Below are 19,038 nucleotides of genomic sequence, written 5' to 3'. Positions count from 1 at the left end.
GCGACCGGTACAGCGTCCCGCGCAAGAAGTCCGACTCCGGCGACGCCCTCGTGCCGGCGAACATCCTGCGCACCGACATGCACGCCCACAGTCCGCTGGCACAGGACAGCGACCTGGACCGCGCCCAGCAGGACACCACCTGGAACCGCCAGCAGATCTCCAACCAGCTCCGGTGCCTGCTGCGCGAGTACGTGCGACGTGAAGTCGCTTGTTTGTAGCATCGGGAGCAGAAAGGAATTGCCGATTCCGGGCGGTGTGCAAGCCCGGTCCCCACGGCCAACTGCGGGAACTCACCGTCGACATCGTGCTGGGACAGCGATATCACCACCTGCCCGATGCGACACCCCAGGGCTCCGCTGCTCGACGATCCGCTGCCTATCGTCACCGCAGCCGACCAGACCGTCGAACGGCCCGTCACACTGCGGGAACTGACCACGTACAGCTTTGCCGTGCCGCCGACCACGGACTGCGGACAGGCCATCCTGTACGCCTGCCACCAGGCCGGCTTCACACCCACGACGCGCTACGTCACCGCCGACATCGCCGCCCATCTCGCCACCGTGCTCGTCCCCCGGACGGTCATCGACCCGGCCACACCCGGAATCCGCACGGCGCCCATCGAGGACCGTCCGATCCTGCGCCTGCTCTTCGCCGCGACGCGTCACACCGAGACCGCGAACCCCACGCCCACGGCCATCGTCGCAGCGCTGCGCACAGCCGCGCGGCAGAGCCGCACCCCGCGCCTTCCAGCTTGCCTAGGACGGGCCGTCGAGCGGCCGGAGGAGGGGGCGCCCGTACCGCTTGATGCGGCGGGTGTCACGAGCCAGCTGGAACGCTTCCCGGCACTCCGGGTCGGACATGCTGTCCGTGCGGTACTGCTCGTACGCGGCCAGGCTGGGAAGAGGAAGTAGCCATGGTGCGTCCCGCCGAAACGGTTGACGAGCCGGACATGGGCCAGTTGTTGGCCCGGGCGGGTGCGGGTGGTGGCGAGTCGGTAGGAGCCAGTACCGATCTCGATTGCGACGACTCCTGGAACCTGGGCAATACGTGTCAATCAATCCGCTACGGCGAACGGTTGCTGGAGGCCGACGCGACCGCGTCCGTCGGCTCCGTCGCGGACGGCTACGACAATGCCATGGCCGAGGCCTCAACGGCTCGTTCGAGGCTGAGCCGATCGAGCGCCAAGGACTGGCGGGACGCTGACCAGATAGAACGTGCCGTCGTCCAGCGGGTCGGCTGGTGCAACACCGAGCGCCTGCACTCAGCACTCGACCACCTCCCGCCCGAGGAATTCGAGGCCCGGCACTACCCCAGGCGACCACGAACACCGCCTGAAACCGCAAAAACCGGATGCTACGAAACTCGGAACTGCTCAGTGAGCGCATTGAGGCTCGGGCGGATCGCTGCCGCAGCCGCGGCGGCGGCAGCGGCTTCATCTCCGGCCTCGATCGCCGCCAGCAGTGCGTCGTGGGGTTCGGCGCCGCTCTCCTGGATCACGTCCTGGCTACGCAGCGCGTGCAGGCTGTCATGGAGTCGTCCGACGAAGAAGCGGTAGCACTCCAGCAGCACGCTGTTCCCCGCCGCTTCCACCACGGCCAGGTGGAAGTCTGCGTCGGCGCGGGCGAACTCTTCCGGCGCAGTGGCGTGATTTCGGGCAGCGAGCAAGCTGCGCAGCCGCCGCAGGTCGACATCGGTTCGGCGCATGGCGGCGAGCTGGGCCGCCTGAACATCGAAGCCGAGCTGGACCTCGAACACCTCGCGTACGTCGGCAGTCCCGAACCGTCGCAGCATGGGGGCTGGGTCGGTGGTGGAGACCACGTAGGTACCGGCCCCCTGCCGGGTCTCCAGTACACCCAAGTGCACCAGGGCCCGTACCGCCTCTCGGATCACGGTACGGCTCACTCCCAGCTCCTCGGTGAGCCGCTGCTCGGTCGGCAGCCGGTCTCCGATCGCCCAAGTGCCTTGCATCAGAGCTTCGTTGAGCTGGCCTACGACCTCGTCGACAGAGGACCTGCGGCCGATCCTGCGCATGGGGGCTCCTTCGCCGGTTGCAATCTTCCGGCCCCACAGTATCCTGATCACCTGCCATCACTCATCAGTCATCATACAAATTTGGAGCTTCGGTGAAGCAATTCATCACACCTGATTCCTCGGCCTGGGCCGCACAGCTGCGCGAGGACACCGGGGCAGACGCAATGCCGTTCGCCCCGGCGGTCGTCACGCGCGGCGACACTGTGTGGCTCTCGGGTGCCACCGCCTACCCGCTCGTACATCAGCACCCCCATGACGAGGCCGAGCTCACAGTGCCCGAGGGAATAGCGGAGCAGACCCGGGCCTGCCTGGAGAACCTGCTCATCGCGTTGAAGGCGGCCGGCGGCGACGTCCAGGACATCGTCAAGGTCACCATTTTCAACACCGACATGGACGCCCAGAACGAGGTCAACCAGGTCTACGCGGAGTTCTTCGGCGAACACAGGCCGGCACGCAGCCATATCGGTGTCAACCGTCTGGTCGGCCCCGAGCTGAAGATCGAGATCGAGGCCGTAGCGGTTCTTGGCTGACAGTGTGCGGTCCTTGGCTGATGGCGTGCTCCCCGATCAGGGCACGCCATTCGCCCCGTCGATGCCGGTGCGGGCAGTCGGCAAGCAACCGCCGCCGCCCCCGGTCGCCGGCTGGAGCGGCGGCCTCTCCGCACACCACACCCTGGGCTTCGTGCTCGCGGCGTTTGCTGTACAGCAGTGGTTCCGGTGGGAGCCGCGGCATTGACCAGAGACTCTCGGAGGTGGCCATGAGCGGGCGCGGTGGCTGGTGGCGCGGCAAGAGCACGCCGGAGAAGGTCGAGACGTACACGCGGTGGTCGTTCAACTTCTTCGCGGTGATTGAGGTCGTGTCGATCGGACTGCCCATCTTCGACAATGTGTCGTCGGCGCTCGCCTGGTGCCTGTTCCTGCTGGTGTGCGGACACTCCGCGCTGTGTGCGGTGACCGCCTCACAGGCTCTGGACTGGGTGCGCGGGACCCGGGAACAGCCCGGCCGGATGCTGCTCGCCCTGGCGGTGGGCACGGCCGTGGTCGCCGTGCTCGCGCTCACTCTGTCGGGCACCACATGGCGCCCGGCGACCGACTCCGAGTTCCGCGTGGCCTCCACCGTGTTCGTGGGCGTCATAGCGTTCGGCACCAGCATGCTCGTGCTCGGCACGCGAAGCATACGGAGGATCACGCACGCGGTGGTCGGTGCGGCCCTCGGCGCCGGAGCGGTGGCGTTCCCCCTGGGATTCCCGGGTCCCGCAGCATTGATCACGGCTGGCGTGGTCATGCTCGCCGCGGGGCTCCTCACCGCCACCGCCGCCTTCTCCGTCTGGCTGCTCAATGCCGTCTACGAACTCTACGAGGCCCGCGAGACCCAGGCCCGGCTCGCCGTCGCCGAGGAACGGCTGCGCTTCGGGCGCGATCTGCACGACGTGATGGGCCGCAACCTGGCGGTGGTCGCGCTGAAGAGCGAGCTCGCCGTGCAACTGGCGCGGCGCGGGCGGCCGGAGGCAGTGGAGCAGATGATCGAGGTCCAGCGGATAGCGCGGGAGACACAGCGAGAGGTCCGCGAGGTCGTACGCGGCTATCGCGAGGCCGATCTCCGGACCGAGCTCGCGGGCGCACAGGGTGTGTTGACGGCTGCCGGTATCGACTGCGAGACCAGCGGCCCGGTGACCGGACTGCCTGCGGAGATCCAGTCCACGCTCGGCTGGGTCGTACGGGAAGCGACGACGAACGTGCTGCGCCACGGGGACGCCGGAAGATGCGTGGTGTTCCTGCGAGTGGCGGAGGGCCGGGTGACCCTCACCGTCGAAAACGACGGAGCGCCCGGTACCGGTGCCGGGCCCAGCACCACCGAGCCGGCAAGGGGGTCCGGCCTCGCCGGGCTGCGCGAGCGGCTCAGGGAGGTGGACGGGGTGCTGCGGGCCGGACCTGCCGGGGGTGACCTGTTCCGCCTGACCGCCGAGGTGCCGCTGCCCTCCATCTCGGTTCAGGTTCAGAATCCGGGTCCGGACCCGGCTCCGGACCCGGGCGTGTCGACTTCGCTCATCCCCCCACCCTGTGAGAGTGAGGTCATCCGATGATGTCCGCCCTTCCCGTCTCATCCATTCCACCTGCTCCATCCACCCCACCTGTTCGTCCCATACCTTCCATGCCTCCCGTGCGACTGTTGCTCGCCGACGACGAGCACCTGATCAGGGAAGCGCTCGCCGCTCTGCTGGGACTGGAGGATGACCTCGTGGTGGTCGCCGAGGCCGCGACCGGACCCGAGGCGCTGGCGATGGCGCTAGCGCACGAGCCTGATGTCGCCGTCCTGGATCTACAGATGCCGAGGGCGGACGGTGTAAGCGTGGCCTCATCGCTACGGGCCGAACTGCCCGGCTGCCAGGTGCTGATCGTGACGAGTCATGGGCGGCCCGGGCATCTCAGGCGAGCGCTTGCAGCAGGTGTGCGGGGGTTCGTCCCGAAGACGGTCAGCGCACAGCGGCTCGCGGAGATCATTCGTACGGTGCATGTGGGAAACCGTTATGTGGACCCGGAATTGGCCGCAGACGCGATCTCCGCCGGGGACTCGCCACTGACCGCACGCGAGGCCGAGGTGCTTGAGCTCGCCGCCGACGGGGCGCCCGTCGCGGAGATCGCGGAGCGGGCCGTGCTGTCACAGGGGACCGTGCGGAACTATCTGTCGTCGGCCGCCTCGAAACTCGGGGCGGAGAACCGTCACGCGGCGGTGCGTCTCGCGCGGGAGCGAGGTTGGATTTAGGGCTCGCAGAGAATTGACTTGCCTGCGAGCCCTAACTACGTCCGGCGAGGGCATCAGTAGAACTACTGAATCGGCTACGGAAACTCGCGGAACCGGCCTGATGGCGGCCTACGGCCAACTTTGATGTGCCATACGTGGTGAAGCGCTGGCCGGCCGACAGGCCAGGCCCACTGTCAGAGGCACGTCCTGTGGTCCTCGCCGACTGATCAACGGCAAGCGGGTGGAACGGGGCATGCGGGAGCACGGCATCGCCGGGAACAGCCGGCGCACCGGACGCCGCAGCCTGACCAAGGCTGCCCGTCACCGGACCTGATCGGGCGGACTTCACCGCCCCGTCCCGGCATGAAGATCGTCGGGGACATCACTTACATCCCCACCGCCGAGGGCCGGCTCTACCTCGTCTCGTGGCTGTACCTGGCCACACGCGAGGTGATCGGCTACTCGATGGCCGACCGCCACCGCGCCGAACTCGTCGTCGACGCCCTGGACATGGCCGCCGCGCTGGGCCAGCTGGAGCCCGGTTGCGTGATCCACAGCGACCGCGGTTCGGAATGCACCTCCACCATCCCTGCTCCAGAATCGTGAAGTTGGGGCACCGGCAAAGTATGGGCCGGACCGGGAGCTGCTTCTACAACGCCGCCGAGAGTTTCTGGGCCGTCCCAGAAAAGGAGATCGGCACCCGCTCCCGGCTGGACCGGGCCACCGCCCGCGCCGGCATCTTCGATTTCGTCGAGACCCTCTACAACCGACGCCGGCCTGCGCAAGGACATCCACTGGGGCTGCCTCATGCCCCATGAGACGCGCCTGCGCCACCGGCAAGATCCAGCCCGCGGCGTATCAACACGCGCTCAGGGTCACGGGGAAAGTTTCAGGCCCCAGGACCTGACGTCCGACGAGCCCATCTTGTACGGGGCCGCCGTGTCGGTCAGCGGCACAGCGCGGACGAGGCTGGTGACAGCCTCGCCAGCCACCACGTCCAGAGTGCACTGCTGGAGGGCCGATCGAGAGATGGTGAGAGCATTCGTCAGTAGCTGCCGAGCATGCGGCTCAGGCCGCGTCGAGTTCGTCGAGCAGGGCGAAGGTCAGGGCATCGACCGGGCGGGGGGTGGTCGTGGTCTCCTCGCTGGCGGTGTTCACCATCATCACCGCCGCCGTCATGCTCCGTCTGCTGAACGCCGCACAGGTGCTGAATCCGCCGGTGCCGCCGTTGTGCCAGGTCATGGTCCGACCGCTGGGTAGTGGGCTGAGGTGCCAGCCGAGACCGATCCGCAGATTCCGGTCGACAGTGAAGTGGGGTCGCTGGGTCAGTTCGATCGCGTCCTGCAACGGCGAACGATCGGGGTGTAGTTGTGCACCCAGGAAGCGCAACATGTCGTCTACGGTGCTGTGCATCGAGGTGCCCGCGGCGCTGAGCACATGGTCGTGCCAGTCGGGAACGGGATGGCCCTCGAGATGGCCGACGGCCTTGCGGGACGCCATGTCCGGCCTCAGGGTCGTCGTCGTGTCGGGCATGCGCAGTGGAGATGTCACGCGGCGCCGCAGCATCGCGTCCACGTCGTCGAAGGCCAGCGCCTGGCCGAGCAGCCCGAAACCGAGATTCGAGTACGCGTGAGAGCTGCCGGGTTCGGCGCTCAAGGTTGTCTCCCGCAGGCCGGCTGCCAGGTCGTCCAGCGTGTAGTGCGCGTATGGGTCGTACGGATCCGCTCCCGCCAGGAGGTTCGGCGGCAGCGAGGGCAGACCGGATGTGTGCGTCGCCAGGTCGGCCATGGTGATCCGCCGAGGGCCCTCGCGCGGGACGGGGAACCCGGCGGGCAGAACGAGCGGTGCGTCGAGGCGGGTCGCGCCGGCACGCACGGCGTGGGCGAGAGCGGTGGCGGTGAATGTCTTGGCGATCGAGCCGAGTTGGAACACGGTCCTGCCGTCCGGCGCCGACGCGCCCCGGCTCCCGCCCGCGCCCGCGACGTGGCGGCGTGCACCGTGGATGACCCCGCACACCGCACTCGGGCTGCCCGCAGCCAGGGCCCGGTCCAGATAGCGCCGCACCCGCGCCGGTAAGTCGGCGTCGGCCGCCACGGCGTTCCCGGGCAGCAGCGGCACACCGGCCGCCGCGGCCGCTGCCGCAGTGAGAAAATTCCGTCGGTTCATGAGCTACTCCTCCGTGGTTCGGTTCCCTGCCGGCACCACCGCGGACAACAGCACGAGCAACGGCACGACTCTGCCCGCGGGTACTTGGTAGTGGCCGCGTCCCTCGGCATGGAGCCAGCCCGCTGCTGTCAGCTGCTTGAGGTGGTGGTAGAGCTGACCGGTCGTATTAAGTCCGGCTGTCTCCTGCAACTCGGCTGTGGAACGGGCCCCTTGCAGCACCGCGCGCAGCAGGGCGAGCCGCATCGGATGCCCCAACGCGGCGTACGGCGCGGCGTGTTCCGACCAGTCCGCTTCGAGCAGGTCCTCAGCCACCGCACCCTGCTGCCATTCGTAGTGTTCGCCTGTAGGCAGGTCCAACACGCCGGTGAACAGCACTTGCCCGTTCCCCGTGAGCCGCTGACGCAGGCTCTCAAGAGCCCAGAACACCTCGCTCCGGGATACCTGCGATACGGGCTCCTGTGGTACGGACTCCAGCCGCGACACCCGTTCTTCGAGTGCGGCGATCCGCTCCTGGAAGGACTCGGCAGTCATGACCACGACATTACGCTATTCCGAAATAACAGAGCGACTCGGCATCCCTGACGGGGTGGCTTCCTGGCGGGATACCGCTGCACGGAGTGGGCGTGGTTCCTCGCCGAGATCGCGGCCAGGTGGGCTTCGGTGGTGCCGAAGTGGCGTGGATCTCCACACCGGCCGGCCCGAAGCCCAGGCTCCTCCAAGGGGGCGACCCCCTCGGCTTGTCCCCGGGGCGGGGCCGGCGGCGGCACAGCGCGCCGGCGTGCGCCTGGCCGTACTTCAGACACCAGCGGCGCACGGTCTCGTGGGAGACGGTCACGCCGTGCTCGATCATCAGCTCCTCCACCTCACGGAAACTGAGCGGGAACCGGAAGTGCAGCCACACGCAGTGCGAGATGACCTCGACTGGGTGTCGGTGCCCCCTGTACGACGGCGATGCACCCACCACGGACGGCTCCCCCAACGTGGTCAATCGAAGGCCAACCCACGGGCCAGCCAACGTGACAGCGCCCCGCAGAGCGTGCGCCGACGGGAAATGCGACCTCGGTTCCAGTCGCCGATCGTGCCACCGTCCGCCTCCACAGCGACGAGGCGTCGACCTCATCCTCGATCCCCGGAGTGATCACACACGGGCCGCAACGATCCTTCTCGACACTCCTTGTAGGGAGCGCAGCAGCTCTCGCTCGCGTTTTCGGACCTGACCGGGATGTTCCCCCTCAAACGCGACGAGCCGGCGGCTTCCGCAGAGTGCGGGTCCGACAAATATGTGGTGCGTATACGACTGGCCCAACCCCCTCACGGGTTGAGCTGGACACGCTTTCAAGCCGAGCGGCGTGTGACGAGGCGGGTGACACCGGGCCCGGGCTGCTTGGGTTCCTGCGCGCCTCGAAGGCAGTGCAGCAGGGTGCCGGCGGCGTACTGGGCCATCGCCTGCGAGTCGATGGCGATCGTACTGAGCGGAGGGTCGGTGAGTGCGGCGGCTGCGATGTCGTAGACGCCGATGACAGCGAGGTCGTCCGGGGCGGCGAGCCCGCTCAGGCGGAGGCCGGCGAGGAGCGCGAGAGCGGTGATGTCGTTGTAGGCGCACACCGCTGTCACAGCCGGGTCCTGTCCGAGCCAGTCGGCGATGGCCTCGGCGGCCGCCTCGGGCGCGTGGGGGATGGTGTGGACAACTGGGTCGGGCAGTCCGTGCGCGGTGCAAGCGCGGCGGGTGTGGTGCAGGCGCAGCTCGGCCTCGCGCTGGAGCCTGGGGGCGGCGGGGACGGCGTAGCCGAGACGGCGGTGCCCGGTGGCAACGAGCGCGTCGACCTGGGTGCGGGCGATGTCGTACTGAATGCTCTGGACCCACCGGGTCAAGGGGTCGTCGACGCCGAAGAGTTCCATGATCACGGTGATGCCGGCTTCGCGCATCGCCGTTCTCTCGTCGTCGTCGAGCTGGAAGGCGATGACTGCTGCCGGGGTGACGGAGCGCCACAGGTGGTCCAGTGAGCGTCGGCCGCGGGTCCACGGATAGGTCAGCAGGGTCAGCCCGGTGTCCGCCAGTGCGTCGGCGAAGTGCTCGATGAGCGCGTCGAACTGTTCGTGCGGGGGCAGTTCGGCGGGCTGGAGGGCCAGGACGATGTCGCTGTGGCCGCGACTGAGAGCCCGGGCTGCGGCCGAGGGTGAGTAGCGCAGCCGGGCGGCGGCCTCCCGTACGCGTTCTCGGGTGGCCTCGGGGATCTTCTGGTGCGGGGTGTCATTGAGGACGTAACTCACCGTGGCCCGTGACACGCCCGCTTCGCGCGCCACGTCGACGCTGGTGGCGCGGCGCACTGCCCCTCGGCCTTGGTGTGACGTCACGCACGGCTCCGTTCGTGTGGGTTGTCTTCCTCGATCTTCGCAGTCTACAGTGCTGGCACGCTTCACTTACCCGCGTAAGTGACGCCTGTCAGTACTGGTCGTGCGGCAGGCGGAGGAAGGCGCAGTCAAGCAGGACTGGGGACCCGATGTCCGAGCGAAATCGCACCAACGGCCCGTGGAAGGTCGCACTGCTCGCCGGTATGGCCTCCTACCTGGACGCCGGGGCGCTCATCTCCTCCGGCCTGGCCATCGGCACGCTGTTCGAGGAATCCATGCATCTCGGCGGCGGGACGGTCGGAGGCATCCTGGGGGTGCAGACGCTCATGGTCGCCGCCGGAGCGGTCCTGGGCGGCCGGAGCGGCGACCGCTACGGGCGGCGGAAGGTTTTCACGCTCTCGTTGATACTCTTCGCGGCCGGTGCCACTGTTCTGCTCGCCGCGACCGGTCCGGCCATGGTGTGGATCGGTGCGACGGTCATCGGTGTGGCGATCGGCGCCGACCTGCCGGCCTCTTTGGCGATGATCGGCGAAGAAGCGCCGGAGGGCATGAAGGGGAAAATGGTCGCGCTCTCGGAGCTGCTGTGGGGCACCGGGATCGTGGTCACCTCTCTGCTCGGCGCGATCACTGCCGATCTGGGGGCACTTGGCGCACGCATTCTCTTCGCGCACCTGCTGGTCGTGGCTCTCGTCGTGCTGGTGCTGCGCATGACGCTGGGTGAGTCGGCGGAGTGGGCCCGGGCCCGGCAGACCGCGGCGACGGCGGACAGGACAACCGCGGACAGCGCGGGACGGGGGCGCCTGGGCCCCGCGTTCCGAAAACCCGTGATCGCAGCAGTGGCCGCGACGGGCCTGTACTACGCGGCGTGGGGCGTAGGCGCCAACACACTGGGGCAGTTCGGGTCCTACATCTTCACCCACCTGACAGACCACTCCGCGGCCACGTGGTCGCTCGTCTCCCTGCTCGCCATCCCGCTCGGCGCTGGCACGGGCCTGATCCTGCTGCGGGTGGTGGACACCCCTGCGCGCGACCGGTGGTTCGTGGTGGGCTCAGTACTCCTGATCACCGCATGGGCCCTGCCCGTCTTCCTCGGCCCCACCGCCGCGACACTCGCAGCGGCCGGCGTCCTGCTGACCGCCAGCACGGGCCTGGCAGGAGAGACGATGTACAAGGTCTGGTCGCAGGAACTGGTACCGACCCTGCTGCGCGCCACGGTCCAGGGAACGACCTTCGCGTTCAACCGTGTGGTCGCCGCCGGGTTCGCCTTCGCCACCCCCGCCCTCGTCCGGCACCACCCGACCCTGCTGTTCTCTCTCGTCCTCGCCCTGGCCGTCGGTGCCTCCCTCATCGGTCTGCTGTGGATCCCGCGCCTGTCCAAAGCGCGTGAACTCGACCATCGACCGCCCTCGCCCGATCTGCGTGCGGTGGACATTTCCACTGAGGTGAGCACATGAGCGGGAACGTGAAGACGAGCCGGCAGCACCGTGCCGTGGTCCGGGCCACACGTCTGGTCCGCTACAACCGCCTGTGGGCACCCGACCTGCCGGCCCGCCCAGCCATGCGCAGGGCAGCCACGGGCCGCACGGCGGGGGGCGGGTCCCGCTCAGGCGGCACCGAGCCGCTGGGTGACGCGAGGGCTGACGGCCGGCCGCAGCGTCCTGCCGTGCGCCGTGTCGTGATCTACCTGCATGGCGGTGCTTGCACCGCCCAGCGCAGCGCACTGCTGTGTCACTGGTGCGTAGATCTCGTCCGCCGCACCGGCGCCACGGTCATCGTTCCGATCGCCCACTGGCCCCGGCCGTTGCCGCCGCGTCGGCGGTACCGGTCACCGCCGAGGTGATCGCCGAGCAGGGGGCGGACGCCGTCACCGTCACCGGCGACTCCGCAGGCGGTGGCCTGGCGCCGGCCGCAGTGCAGCATCTGATCCACCAGGGAGAGCGCCACTGGACCGACCGGTGCTCAACTCGCCCTGGCTGGCCGTCGCGCTCGACGCCCCCGCGAGCCTGGAGATGGACGACCCGCTGCTGGGCGTGGCCGGCCTGCGCGCCCGCGGACGGCTGTCGGCCGGGGACCTCGATCCCGCAGACCCCATGGCCGGCCCCCTGTTCGGGCCGCTCTGCCGCCGATCACCGTCTGCACAGGCATCCTCGACACCCATTGCCCGGACATCACACGGCTCGCCGAACGTGCCCGGGCCGAGGGCGCCGCCGTGGACGTCGTCGTCCGCGAGGGCCTGGTGCACACATGGTCCCTGTTCACGTTCCTGCCCGAGACCGGGCCGTCCGGCCCCAGCTCCACCACGTACTGATCGGAGACACCGCGTGATCCCGTCCGCCCAGTCCACCACCAGGATCGTGCACGCCGTCAGGCTGCGTACCAACGGACGCGGAGCCCCGCTGGGCATCGACGACCCGATGCCGTCCTTCTCCTGGCAACTGGCCGCCCCGACACCCACTGCGGAACAGGGCGGCTACACGCTCCAAGTGGCCGAGGACGGCGACTTCGACGGCACCCTGGTGTGGGACAGCGGGCACGTCGTGGGCTACGAGCAGACCGGCGTACGTTACGCGGGGCCGCCCTTGGCCTCCTGTACACGCTATGTCTGGCGTGCCAGGCTCCACGACATTGGCGGCGCCGCCGGTGACTGGAGTGAGCCGGCCGTCTTCGAGACCGGTGTCCTGGACGGCGGGCGATGGCGGGCATCGTGGATCAGCGGCCCACCGGTCACCGCCGACGACGTGGCGGCCCTATACCTGCGCGGCCGGCTGCAGCTGCCGGCCGCTGTCGTGCGCGGACGAGCCTACGCGAGCGCGCTGGGCTGGTACCGGCTGTTCGTCAACGGCACCGATCTCACAGGCCCCGCCCTGGTGCCACGCTTCACCCCGCTGGACAAGGTGGTGGAATACCAGGCCTACGATGTCACCGAGCACTTCCGTGAAGGCGCCAACGTCGTCGCCATCGCCGTCGGCGACGGCCGCTACCGCGGCCGACTGGGTGTGCTCTCCCGCCGCAGCGTCTACGGCAGCCGGCTCGCCGGATTCGTGCAGGTCGAACTCGACCTCGCCGACGGTACTTCGGTGTGCTTCACCACGGACGAAGGCTGGAGCGCAGGCACGGGCCGCATCACGCGCTGTGATCCCAAGGACGGCGAACACGCCGACCTGAGCGTCCCGGACAGCGACTGGCTCACCGCCCCCCAGCCGCCGGACCGCTTCAGCCCCGCGCACACGCTGCCCTCGCATCCCCGTCGGCTGATCGCCGAGGAAACCGCACGCGTCGGCGAGATCGGGCGGCTGCCCGCAGCACGCATCTGGCGCTCGCCGAGCGGCCGCCAACTGGCCGACTTCGGACAGAACATGGCCGGCGTGGTCCACCTCCGCCTGTCCGGACCGGCAGGCACCCGCGTGCGGCTCACCCACAGCGAACTCCTCACACCCGCCGGGGAACTCGACACTGACTACATCCTCGCCGACAAGAGCAAGCCCTGGTACCAGCGTGACGAGATCACCCTCGACGGCACCGACACCTGGTACCAGCCGTGGTTCACCATCCACGGCTTCCGCTACGTCGAGGTCCAGGGCCTCGCCCAGGACCTGACCGCCGACGACATCGAAGCCGTGGTGCTGTCCTCACAGCTCGAACAGGCCGGGACGTTCGCCTGCTCCGACGAACGGCTGACCCGGCTGTGGCACAACGTGCTGTGGAGCACCCGCTCCAACTTCACCGACACCCCCACCGACTGCCCCACCCGTGAACGCTCCGGCTGGACCGGCGACATCCAGGCATTCACGCCCACCGCCACCGGCATGGTCGACGCCCACACCTTCCTGACCCGCTACCTGCGCAACCTCGCCCTCGAGCAGTTCCCCGACGGCCGGGTGCCCCCGTTCGTCCCCGCCGAGGCGTCCACCACCTCCACGGGACGGGCCACCTGGATGCTGGCCCGTACCCTGGCCAACTCCACCGGCTGGGGCGACGCGGCCGTCCTCATCCCCTGGAACCTCTACCGCTACTACGGCGACCATGCCGTCCTGGAGCGGCAGTACCCCAGCATGCGCGCCTGGGTCGAGTACATGGCCCGCATCGCCCGCAGCCGGCGCGGCCTGCCCCGCCGCGTATCCCGCCGCCGCGCCGGGACTCTGGAGCGGTACGTTCTCGACAGCGGCTTCCACTGGGGCGAGTGGCTGCGACCGGGCGAACAGTTTCCCGCGAACGCAATGGAAGGCACCCTGCGCGGCGCCGTCGTAGCTACCGCCTACCTCGCCCACTCCTCGCGCGTTCTCGCCCGAACGGCCACCGTACTGGGGCGCGACCGGGACGCCCACCACTACGACGCGCTGTCCCAGAACGTCCGCGAGGCATGGCGAGCAGCCTTCCTCCACCCTGACGGCACCATCGGCACCGACCGGCAGGACGACTACGTCCGCGCCCTCGCCTTCGACCTGCTGCGCCCCGCGCAACGCCCCCGCGCTGCCGCCCGGCTGGTGAGCCTCATCGAAGAAGCCGGCCACCACCTGGCGACCGGCTTCTTGAGCACCCCCATGCTGCTCCAAGTCCTCACCGACACCGGGCACGCCGACACCGCCTTCAAACTCCTGCTGCAGAGCTCCCCGCCGTCCTGGCTCCACCAGATGGAACTGGGCGCCACCACTATTTGGGAAACCTGGGAGGGCTACACCGAAACAGGAGAGGGAACCGCCTCCCACAACCACTACGCCTACGGCAGCATCGCCTGCTGGCTGCGCGAAACACTCCTCGGCATCACCCCCGCCGAACCCGGCTACCGCCACATCCGTATCGCCCCCGTCACTGGCGGCGGCATCAGGACCGCCGAAGGAACCCTTCAGACCCCCTACGGCATCGTCGGCAGCGACTGGCGCGACAACGGGGACAGCGGCGAACTGAACGTCACCGTCCCACCGGGAACACGCGCAACGGTGCACCTCCCCGACCACACGATCCACCCCTGCGGCCCCGGCCCGCACACCTACACCTGGAAACTGCCCGACTGAGGGACTGGTTCCACCTCGGCGCTCGCGGAACAGAGCGTCAGTGGGGGAGTGGAGCGGATGGCCGTCACCGTCCGTTTCGGCAGCGATGCGTTCTCACTCTGTGGCAGTGGCGCGCGGGTGGGCTTTCAGCCGTTGCTCCGGGCCGTGGATGAGTGCGGTGATTCCCATGTCGAAGACGGGCTCCGCAGCCTCCTTCACCCCTAAAACTAAGACCTCTAGTTAAAGAGAGTGGTATGGAATACAGCGAGTACCGGAACTTCGATGCGGTCGGCCTGGCTGAGCTGGTCGCCCGTGGCGACGTGTCCGCCGCAGAGCTGCTTGCGGTGGCGATCGGCCGGGCAGAACAGGTCAATCCCCAGGTGAACGCGATTGTTTATCGCATGTACGAAATCGCGCAGAAGCGGGCCGCGACGGAACTGTCCGGACCGTTCGCCGGTGTGCCCTTCCTGATCAAGGATCTGATGCAGGACTACGCGGGACTACCCACAGCCGGCGGTTCACGGTCCTTGCGCGGGCATGTCGCACCGGCCCACAGCGCGGTTGTGCAGCGATGGCTCGACGCCGGACTGGTGATCTTCGGGAAGACCAGCACGCCGGAATTCGGCAGCAAGCCGGTCACCGAGCCCGCCGCGGCCGACCCGGCCCGCAACCCGTGGAATCTGGGTCATACCCCCGGAGGATCCTCCGGGGGTGCCGCGGCGGCGGTGGCAGCCGGGATCGTTCCGGTCGCCGGGGCCAGCGACGGAGGTGGGTCCATCAGGACTCCGGCGGCATGCTGCGGCCTGTTCGGGCTCAAGCCGGGCCGCGGCCTGGTGCCCTGCGGCCCACACCACGCCGAGTACCTGTTCGGCGCGGCGACCGAGGGCGTGATCTCCCGGTCCGTGCGCGACACCGCGGCAATGCTCGACGTCCTCACGGCCAACCCTGACAGGGGCGGTCCCTACCTGTCCGCCCTCCCCGCCGAGCCCTATGCACACCTGGTCGGTCGAGACCCCGGCCGACTGCGCATCGGATTCCTGACGAGCTCCCCAATCGGGACTTCCGTCGGCGACGAGGCGGTCGCGGCGGTCGAGCACGCCGTAGCCCTGCTCACCGGACTGGACCACGAGGTCGAGCCCGTCGAGCTGGACATCGACGGACATCAGCTCGCCCAGGACTTCTCGCTGATGTGGTCCGTCGAAGTCGCCACCACCATCGCGGACATCCAACGCACTACAGGCGCCCGTACCGGAGACATCGAACTCGACAGCCGCCTGCTCGCAGCTGCAGGAAGGGTGGTAAAGGCCCCCGAGTACACGGCCGCACACCAGCGATGGAACACCCACACCCGGTCGCTGGCGGCATTTCACGAGCGCTACGACATGCTGCTCACGCCGTCCCTGGCGCGGGCTCCTGTACGCATCGGGGAACTGGAAACCCCCCGTGTAACTCGCCTGTTGGGTGAATTCCTGCTGCGAGTTCGACTTCTCGGCCCCTTCTCCAGGACGAAGCTCTGGGCCGACCAGGTCACTACCCACCTCGCGACCGTCCCCTTCGCTCAGCTCGCCAACATCACGGGCCGGCCGGCCATGTCCGTCCCCTTGTACCGCACGCCAACAGGTCTCCCGCTGGGGGTCCAGTTCGTCGGCGGTCTCGGCAGCGAACACACCCTCCTGGCTCTCGCCCACCAACTCGAAGCCACTCAGCCCTGGGCCGACAATCAGCCACCCCTGTAAGGGCTCCGGGGGCGGGGATGGTCACATGCTCTCCTTGTGGCTCGGAAAGTGGCCGAATGGCCGTTGGTGTCAGGCGGCAGTGTGGTGGGCCAGCAGGTGGTGCGGGTCGCGCTCGCCCGTGTCGGGCTCGACGTCGGTATGGATGACGGCGGCGGCCAGTTTCGGGACGGCGTGCAACAGCGCGTGCTCGGCCTCGACCGCGATGTGGTGTCCGGCCCGGACGTTGAGGTGACCGTCGATGACGATGTCCGCCTCTGCGCGCAGGCGGTGGCCGATCCAGCGCAGCCGCAGCCCGCCGACCTCCCGCACGCCGGGCACCTCGCGCAGAGCGGTCTCGGCCGCGTCGACGAGGGCGGGATCGACGGCGTCCATCACACGGCGGAAGATCTCCCGGGCCGCGTCGCGCAGGACCAGCAGGATCGGCGCGGTGATCAGCAGCCCGACCACCGGGTCGGCGAGCCGCCAGCCCAGTGCGGCGCCGCCGGCGCTGAGGAGCACGGCCAGCGAGGTGTATCCGTCGGTGCGGGCGTGCAGGCCGTCGGCGACCAGCGCGGCCGACCCGATCTGGCGGCCGACCCTGATGCGGTAGCGGGCCACCCACTCGTTCCCGATGAACCCGGTCACGGCCGCAGCCGCGACCACCCACAGGTGCTGCATCTCGCGCGGGTCGACCAGCCGGTCGATGGCGGTCCAGGCGGCGAAGACGGCGGAGGCGGCGATGGTGGCCACGATGACGATGCCCGCCAGGTCCTCGGCGCGGCCGTATCCGTAGGTGAAGCGGCGGGTCGCGGCGCGGCGGCCCAGAAGGAAGGCGATGCCCAGCGGGACGGCGGTCAGGGCATCGGCGGCGTTGTGCACGGTGTCGCCCAGCAGTGCGACCGAACCGGAGATCACGACGACCACCGCCTGCGCGACGGCGGTGACGCCCAGGACGGCCAGGGAGACCCACAGCGCACGCATCCCCCGCGCCGAGGACTCCAGCGCCGCGTCCAGTTTGTCGGCCGACTCGTGGGAGTGCGGCACCAGAAGATGCCCGGCCCGATGCCGCAGCCGGGCGAACTGTCCGCCTTCCTGACCGTGCGCGAGGCCGCCAGGGTGGTGCCCGTCCTGGTGGTCGGGGTGGGTGTGGTGGCCGTGGTCGTGGCTCACGTGTTCCTCCTCGTGCGAGTGCGCCGGGGCGAAGCCGCCCCCGGTGGACACGGGAGCAGCACGCGTCCATTATGTGCATATGAGCGCACGCACGCACCTATCAACTGCGCATGATGCGCACCCGCACAACCCCGGTGAGGAACAGTTCTCCCTCGCCGCCGAGATCCTCGCCCTCCTCGCCGACCGCACCCGACTCACCCTGCTGCACGCCCTCGCCCAGCAGGAAGCGGACGTCACCACACTGACCGAAGCATGCGGCGCCCAGCGCCCCGCCGTCAGCCAGCACCTGGCCCGCCTGCGACTGAGCGGCCTGGTCCGCACCCGCAAGGAAGGCCGCCGCGTCATCTACACCCTGGCCGACGGACACCTGCGCCGCGTCGTGGACGAAGCACTGAACCTGGCCGACCACCAGCTCACCAACCGGCCCGCGCACGACTGAAAGCGCCGAGAGCTTTCCTCGATATGGTCTGTTGCGCCGGCAGTTCGACCTGACCTGGTCGTTGTTCGAGTACCACCTGGAGCGTCTGGAGCCCAGGGATGCCCTGTGGGAGCCGACTGCTGTGTGCCGGACCGTTCGCCGCGAGTTGCGTGTAGCACACCAGGTGGGTGGCTGACGTGGGGGCGCCTGTTCCTGTGCACGGCGTCCGGGCGCGGGATGTGCTGGTGGGTATGACTGCTCAACCCTCAACCCTCAAAACCCGCTACTGCCACCCCGGACCCGGGGGAGGGAGCGGGGCTGTCGTCTGCCGCTTCCCGGGCGATGTCGCTGTCCTGGCCTTCCTGGGACCGGGTGCTGGCCCGGCAGGTGATCGTGCGGCGACTGCTCTCGCTGGACGAGACCGGGACGCTGCAGACGGTGCAAGTCCGTATTGGCTTCGTTCGCTTTCAGCAGCAGCGTTTGTCCGGGACTTTGGGCGTCTGGAGGCCGATGAGCGCGCAAATGTTCACGAGAAATGGTGATCTGGTTGCTGCGGGCAGTTTGGCCGCAGTGCTGGAACAGCTGGCGGCCGAACTCGGTGTCGATCTCACAGCGGTGCCCGGTGACTGGGGCCCGCTCGTTTCGGTCGGCATCGCCTCGTCGATCCCTGAGCGCGAGCCGGTGTCCATTCACATCGGGGCGGAGAGCCGCTGGTTCGGTGTCTCCGGCTGGAGTCGCGGAGCCGAATCCCGACCAAGGCGACGGCTTCGAGTCGGTGCAGTGGCAGATGCCATGGCAGCGAGTTCTGCCCGGCGGCCGTGGGGATGTGGGACGCGTCTTGTCTGCAGGGTCTATCGACTCCGACCTGAGCAAGGGCGTCTATGAACGGCCCGCGGAGTGGTCAGCCGCGGGGTGGTGAACTGGCTGAGGCCGGCTTGTCGGGCCAGGGTGCCCATGGCGACGTGCAGGAGTGGATCGTGCGGATCCCCGCCGTCGCCGAGTCATAGGTCGACATACCAGTCTTCGAACATGGGCAGGGGCGTGCACGTTCGCGTGTACTCACTGAGCACCCGGCCGATCTCATGGGCCGGGACCCTGCTCTTCGCACCCACCTTCCGCCGGCCCCTGAGTCGTCGTGCCGAGTACTGGTCTGCCTCCCGGGCCGTGTCCGGGAGGTGGACGGCATGCTGGCCGGGCGTATCGACGAGGTAGAAGAGCGGCCACGAGCACGGGCTGCACGCCTGATTGCTGTGAGAACGCAGGAAGGCCTTGGCGATGGCTTCGAGCGCGGCGCCGGGTCGGTGCGAAGACGGCGTTCGGCTGTCGGTATCGATCCGGTCCGCGGGTTCTACGGCTTCGTGGGCGCGCCGGCCAGGACTTCCACCTTGCCTGTGTCGAGGGAGTAGTAGGCGCCGGCCACGGCAAGGGTGCCCTTGGCCACGAGCGGGGCCAG

Annotated in this window: 16 protein-coding genes and 6 pseudogenes; 13 read left to right on the top strand and 9 right to left on the bottom strand. The window is 69.0% G+C overall.

Features of this window, described 5'->3' with window-relative positions; translation table 11 throughout:
* Nucleotides 1-2: 2 nt before the first annotated feature.
* A pseudogene (locus tag ABZ622_RS34805) lies at nucleotides 3-191 on the top strand (IS110 family transposase); the annotation flags it as partial.
* Between the two features lie 144 nt (nucleotides 192-335).
* A pseudogene (locus ABZ622_RS34800) lies at nucleotides 336-710 on the top strand (LysR substrate-binding domain-containing protein); the annotation flags it as partial.
* Between the two features lie 45 nt (nucleotides 711-755).
* Here the strand turns inward: ABZ622_RS34800 and ABZ622_RS34795 are convergent.
* Nucleotides 756-958 (bottom strand): annotated as a pseudogene (locus tag ABZ622_RS34795) (hypothetical protein).
* 395 nt (nucleotides 959-1,353) lie between these two features.
* Nucleotides 1,354-2,031: a FadR/GntR family transcriptional regulator gene (locus tag ABZ622_RS34790; protein ID WP_360550190.1), complete on the bottom strand. Its 678-nt coding sequence runs from the start codon at nucleotides 2,029-2,031 to the stop codon at nucleotides 1,354-1,356.
* Between the two features lie 92 nt (nucleotides 2,032-2,123).
* On the opposite strand from ABZ622_RS34790, the gene ABZ622_RS34785 reads away from it, so the two are divergent.
* From ABZ622_RS34785 to ABZ622_RS34765, 5 genes are all read left to right on the top strand, one after another.
* Nucleotides 2,124-2,561 (top strand): RidA family protein, encoded by a 438-nt coding sequence (locus tag ABZ622_RS34785; protein WP_266687101.1) that lies wholly within the window; start codon nucleotides 2,124-2,126, stop codon nucleotides 2,559-2,561.
* A 13-nt stretch (nucleotides 2,562-2,574) separates the two neighbouring features.
* The gene (locus tag ABZ622_RS34780) at nucleotides 2,575-2,766 is read left to right on the top strand and encodes a hypothetical protein (protein WP_360550188.1); all 192 of its coding nucleotides are present in this window, start codon (nucleotides 2,575-2,577) and stop codon (nucleotides 2,764-2,766) included.
* A 22-nt stretch (nucleotides 2,767-2,788) separates the two neighbouring features.
* Nucleotides 2,789-4,114: a histidine kinase gene (locus ABZ622_RS34775; RefSeq protein ID WP_360550186.1), complete on the top strand. Its 1,326-nt coding sequence runs from the start codon at nucleotides 2,789-2,791 to the stop codon at nucleotides 4,112-4,114.
* Between the two features lie 68 nt (nucleotides 4,115-4,182).
* The gene (locus ABZ622_RS34770) at nucleotides 4,183-4,794 is read left to right on the top strand and encodes a response regulator transcription factor (protein ID WP_360550184.1); all 612 of its coding nucleotides are present in this window, start codon (nucleotides 4,183-4,185) and stop codon (nucleotides 4,792-4,794) included.
* A 342-nt stretch (nucleotides 4,795-5,136) separates the two neighbouring features.
* Nucleotides 5,137-5,379 carry a DDE-type integrase/transposase/recombinase gene (locus ABZ622_RS34765; protein WP_360550182.1) on the top strand — a complete coding sequence of 81 codons (243 nt, stop codon included), beginning with the start codon at nucleotides 5,137-5,139 and terminating at the stop codon, nucleotides 5,377-5,379.
* A gap of 462 nt (nucleotides 5,380-5,841) precedes the next feature.
* Here ABZ622_RS34765 and ABZ622_RS34760 read toward each other — a convergent pair whose 3' ends face one another.
* The 4 genes and pseudogenes from ABZ622_RS34760 to ABZ622_RS34745 all read right to left on the bottom strand — a co-directional run bounded on the left by ABZ622_RS34760 (nucleotide 5,842) and on the right by ABZ622_RS34745 (nucleotide 9,294).
* Nucleotides 5,842-6,939 (bottom strand): serine hydrolase domain-containing protein, encoded by a 1,098-nt coding sequence (locus ABZ622_RS34760; protein WP_360550180.1) that lies wholly within the window; start codon nucleotides 6,937-6,939, stop codon nucleotides 5,842-5,844.
* 3 nt (nucleotides 6,940-6,942) lie between these two features.
* Nucleotides 6,943-7,470: a helix-turn-helix domain-containing protein gene (locus ABZ622_RS34755; RefSeq protein WP_360550178.1), complete on the bottom strand. Its 528-nt coding sequence runs from the start codon at nucleotides 7,468-7,470 to the stop codon at nucleotides 6,943-6,945.
* Nucleotides 7,471-7,675: 205 nt separating this feature from the next.
* Nucleotides 7,676-7,903: pseudogene (locus tag ABZ622_RS34750) on the bottom strand (IS6 family transposase); the annotation flags it as partial.
* A gap of 371 nt (nucleotides 7,904-8,274) precedes the next feature.
* Nucleotides 8,275-9,294 (bottom strand): LacI family DNA-binding transcriptional regulator, encoded by a 1,020-nt coding sequence (locus ABZ622_RS34745; protein WP_360550176.1) that lies wholly within the window; start codon nucleotides 9,292-9,294, stop codon nucleotides 8,275-8,277.
* 146 nt (nucleotides 9,295-9,440) lie between these two features.
* Between ABZ622_RS34745 and ABZ622_RS34740 the strand changes: the two genes are divergently transcribed.
* Complete coding sequence (locus ABZ622_RS34740) at nucleotides 9,441-10,745, top strand: MFS transporter (RefSeq protein WP_360550174.1); 1,305 nt, start codon at nucleotides 9,441-9,443, stop codon at nucleotides 10,743-10,745.
* A gap of 274 nt (nucleotides 10,746-11,019) precedes the next feature.
* Here the strand turns inward: ABZ622_RS34740 and ABZ622_RS34735 are convergent, their stop codons facing one another.
* Complete coding sequence (locus ABZ622_RS34735) at nucleotides 11,020-11,235, bottom strand: hypothetical protein (RefSeq protein ID WP_360550172.1); 216 nt, start codon at nucleotides 11,233-11,235, stop codon at nucleotides 11,020-11,022.
* 377 nt (nucleotides 11,236-11,612) lie between these two features.
* On the opposite strand from ABZ622_RS34735, the gene ABZ622_RS34730 reads away from it, so the two are divergent.
* Entirely contained in the window at nucleotides 11,613-14,303 is a 2,691-nt protein-coding gene (locus tag ABZ622_RS34730) for a family 78 glycoside hydrolase catalytic domain (protein WP_360550170.1), read from the top strand.
* A 233-nt stretch (nucleotides 14,304-14,536) separates the two neighbouring features.
* The gene (locus ABZ622_RS34725) at nucleotides 14,537-16,018 is read left to right on the top strand and encodes an amidase family protein (protein WP_360550168.1); all 1,482 of its coding nucleotides are present in this window, start codon (nucleotides 14,537-14,539) and stop codon (nucleotides 16,016-16,018) included.
* Between the two features lie 69 nt (nucleotides 16,019-16,087).
* Here ABZ622_RS34725 and ABZ622_RS34720 read toward each other — a convergent pair whose 3' ends face one another.
* Nucleotides 16,088-17,167, bottom strand: a complete 1,080-nt coding sequence (locus ABZ622_RS34720) for a cation diffusion facilitator family transporter (RefSeq protein ID WP_360550166.1) — start codon at nucleotides 17,165-17,167, stop codon at nucleotides 16,088-16,090.
* A gap of 79 nt (nucleotides 17,168-17,246) precedes the next feature.
* Here ABZ622_RS34720 and ABZ622_RS34715 point away from each other — a divergent pair, with 79 nt between their 5' ends.
* The 3 genes and pseudogenes from ABZ622_RS34715 to ABZ622_RS34705 all read left to right on the top strand — a co-directional run bounded on the left by ABZ622_RS34715 (nucleotide 17,247) and on the right by ABZ622_RS34705 (nucleotide 18,470).
* Nucleotides 17,247-17,606, top strand: a complete 360-nt coding sequence (locus tag ABZ622_RS34715) for a metalloregulator ArsR/SmtB family transcription factor (RefSeq protein WP_317860415.1) — start codon at nucleotides 17,247-17,249, stop codon at nucleotides 17,604-17,606.
* A gap of 28 nt (nucleotides 17,607-17,634) precedes the next feature.
* A pseudogene (locus tag ABZ622_RS34710) lies at nucleotides 17,635-17,748 on the top strand (DinB family protein); the annotation flags it as partial.
* A gap of 179 nt (nucleotides 17,749-17,927) precedes the next feature.
* Nucleotides 17,928-18,470, top strand: coding sequence for a hypothetical protein (locus ABZ622_RS34705; RefSeq protein ID WP_360550163.1), 543 nt, complete (start codon nucleotides 17,928-17,930; stop codon nucleotides 18,468-18,470).
* A gap of 463 nt (nucleotides 18,471-18,933) precedes the next feature.
* Here ABZ622_RS34705 and ABZ622_RS34700 read toward each other — a convergent pair.
* A pseudogene (locus tag ABZ622_RS34700) lies at nucleotides 18,934-19,038 on the bottom strand (carbonic anhydrase); the annotation flags it as partial.

Origin of the sequence: Streptomyces sp. NPDC007164, from assembly GCF_040634135.1 — a bacterium.
In the GTDB taxonomy this organism is placed as follows: domain Bacteria; phylum Actinomycetota; class Actinomycetes; order Streptomycetales; family Streptomycetaceae; genus Streptomyces; species Streptomyces sanglieri.
The sequence above is the reverse complement of the archived record's forward strand: the minus strand, read 5'-3'. Positions and strand labels throughout refer to the sequence as shown.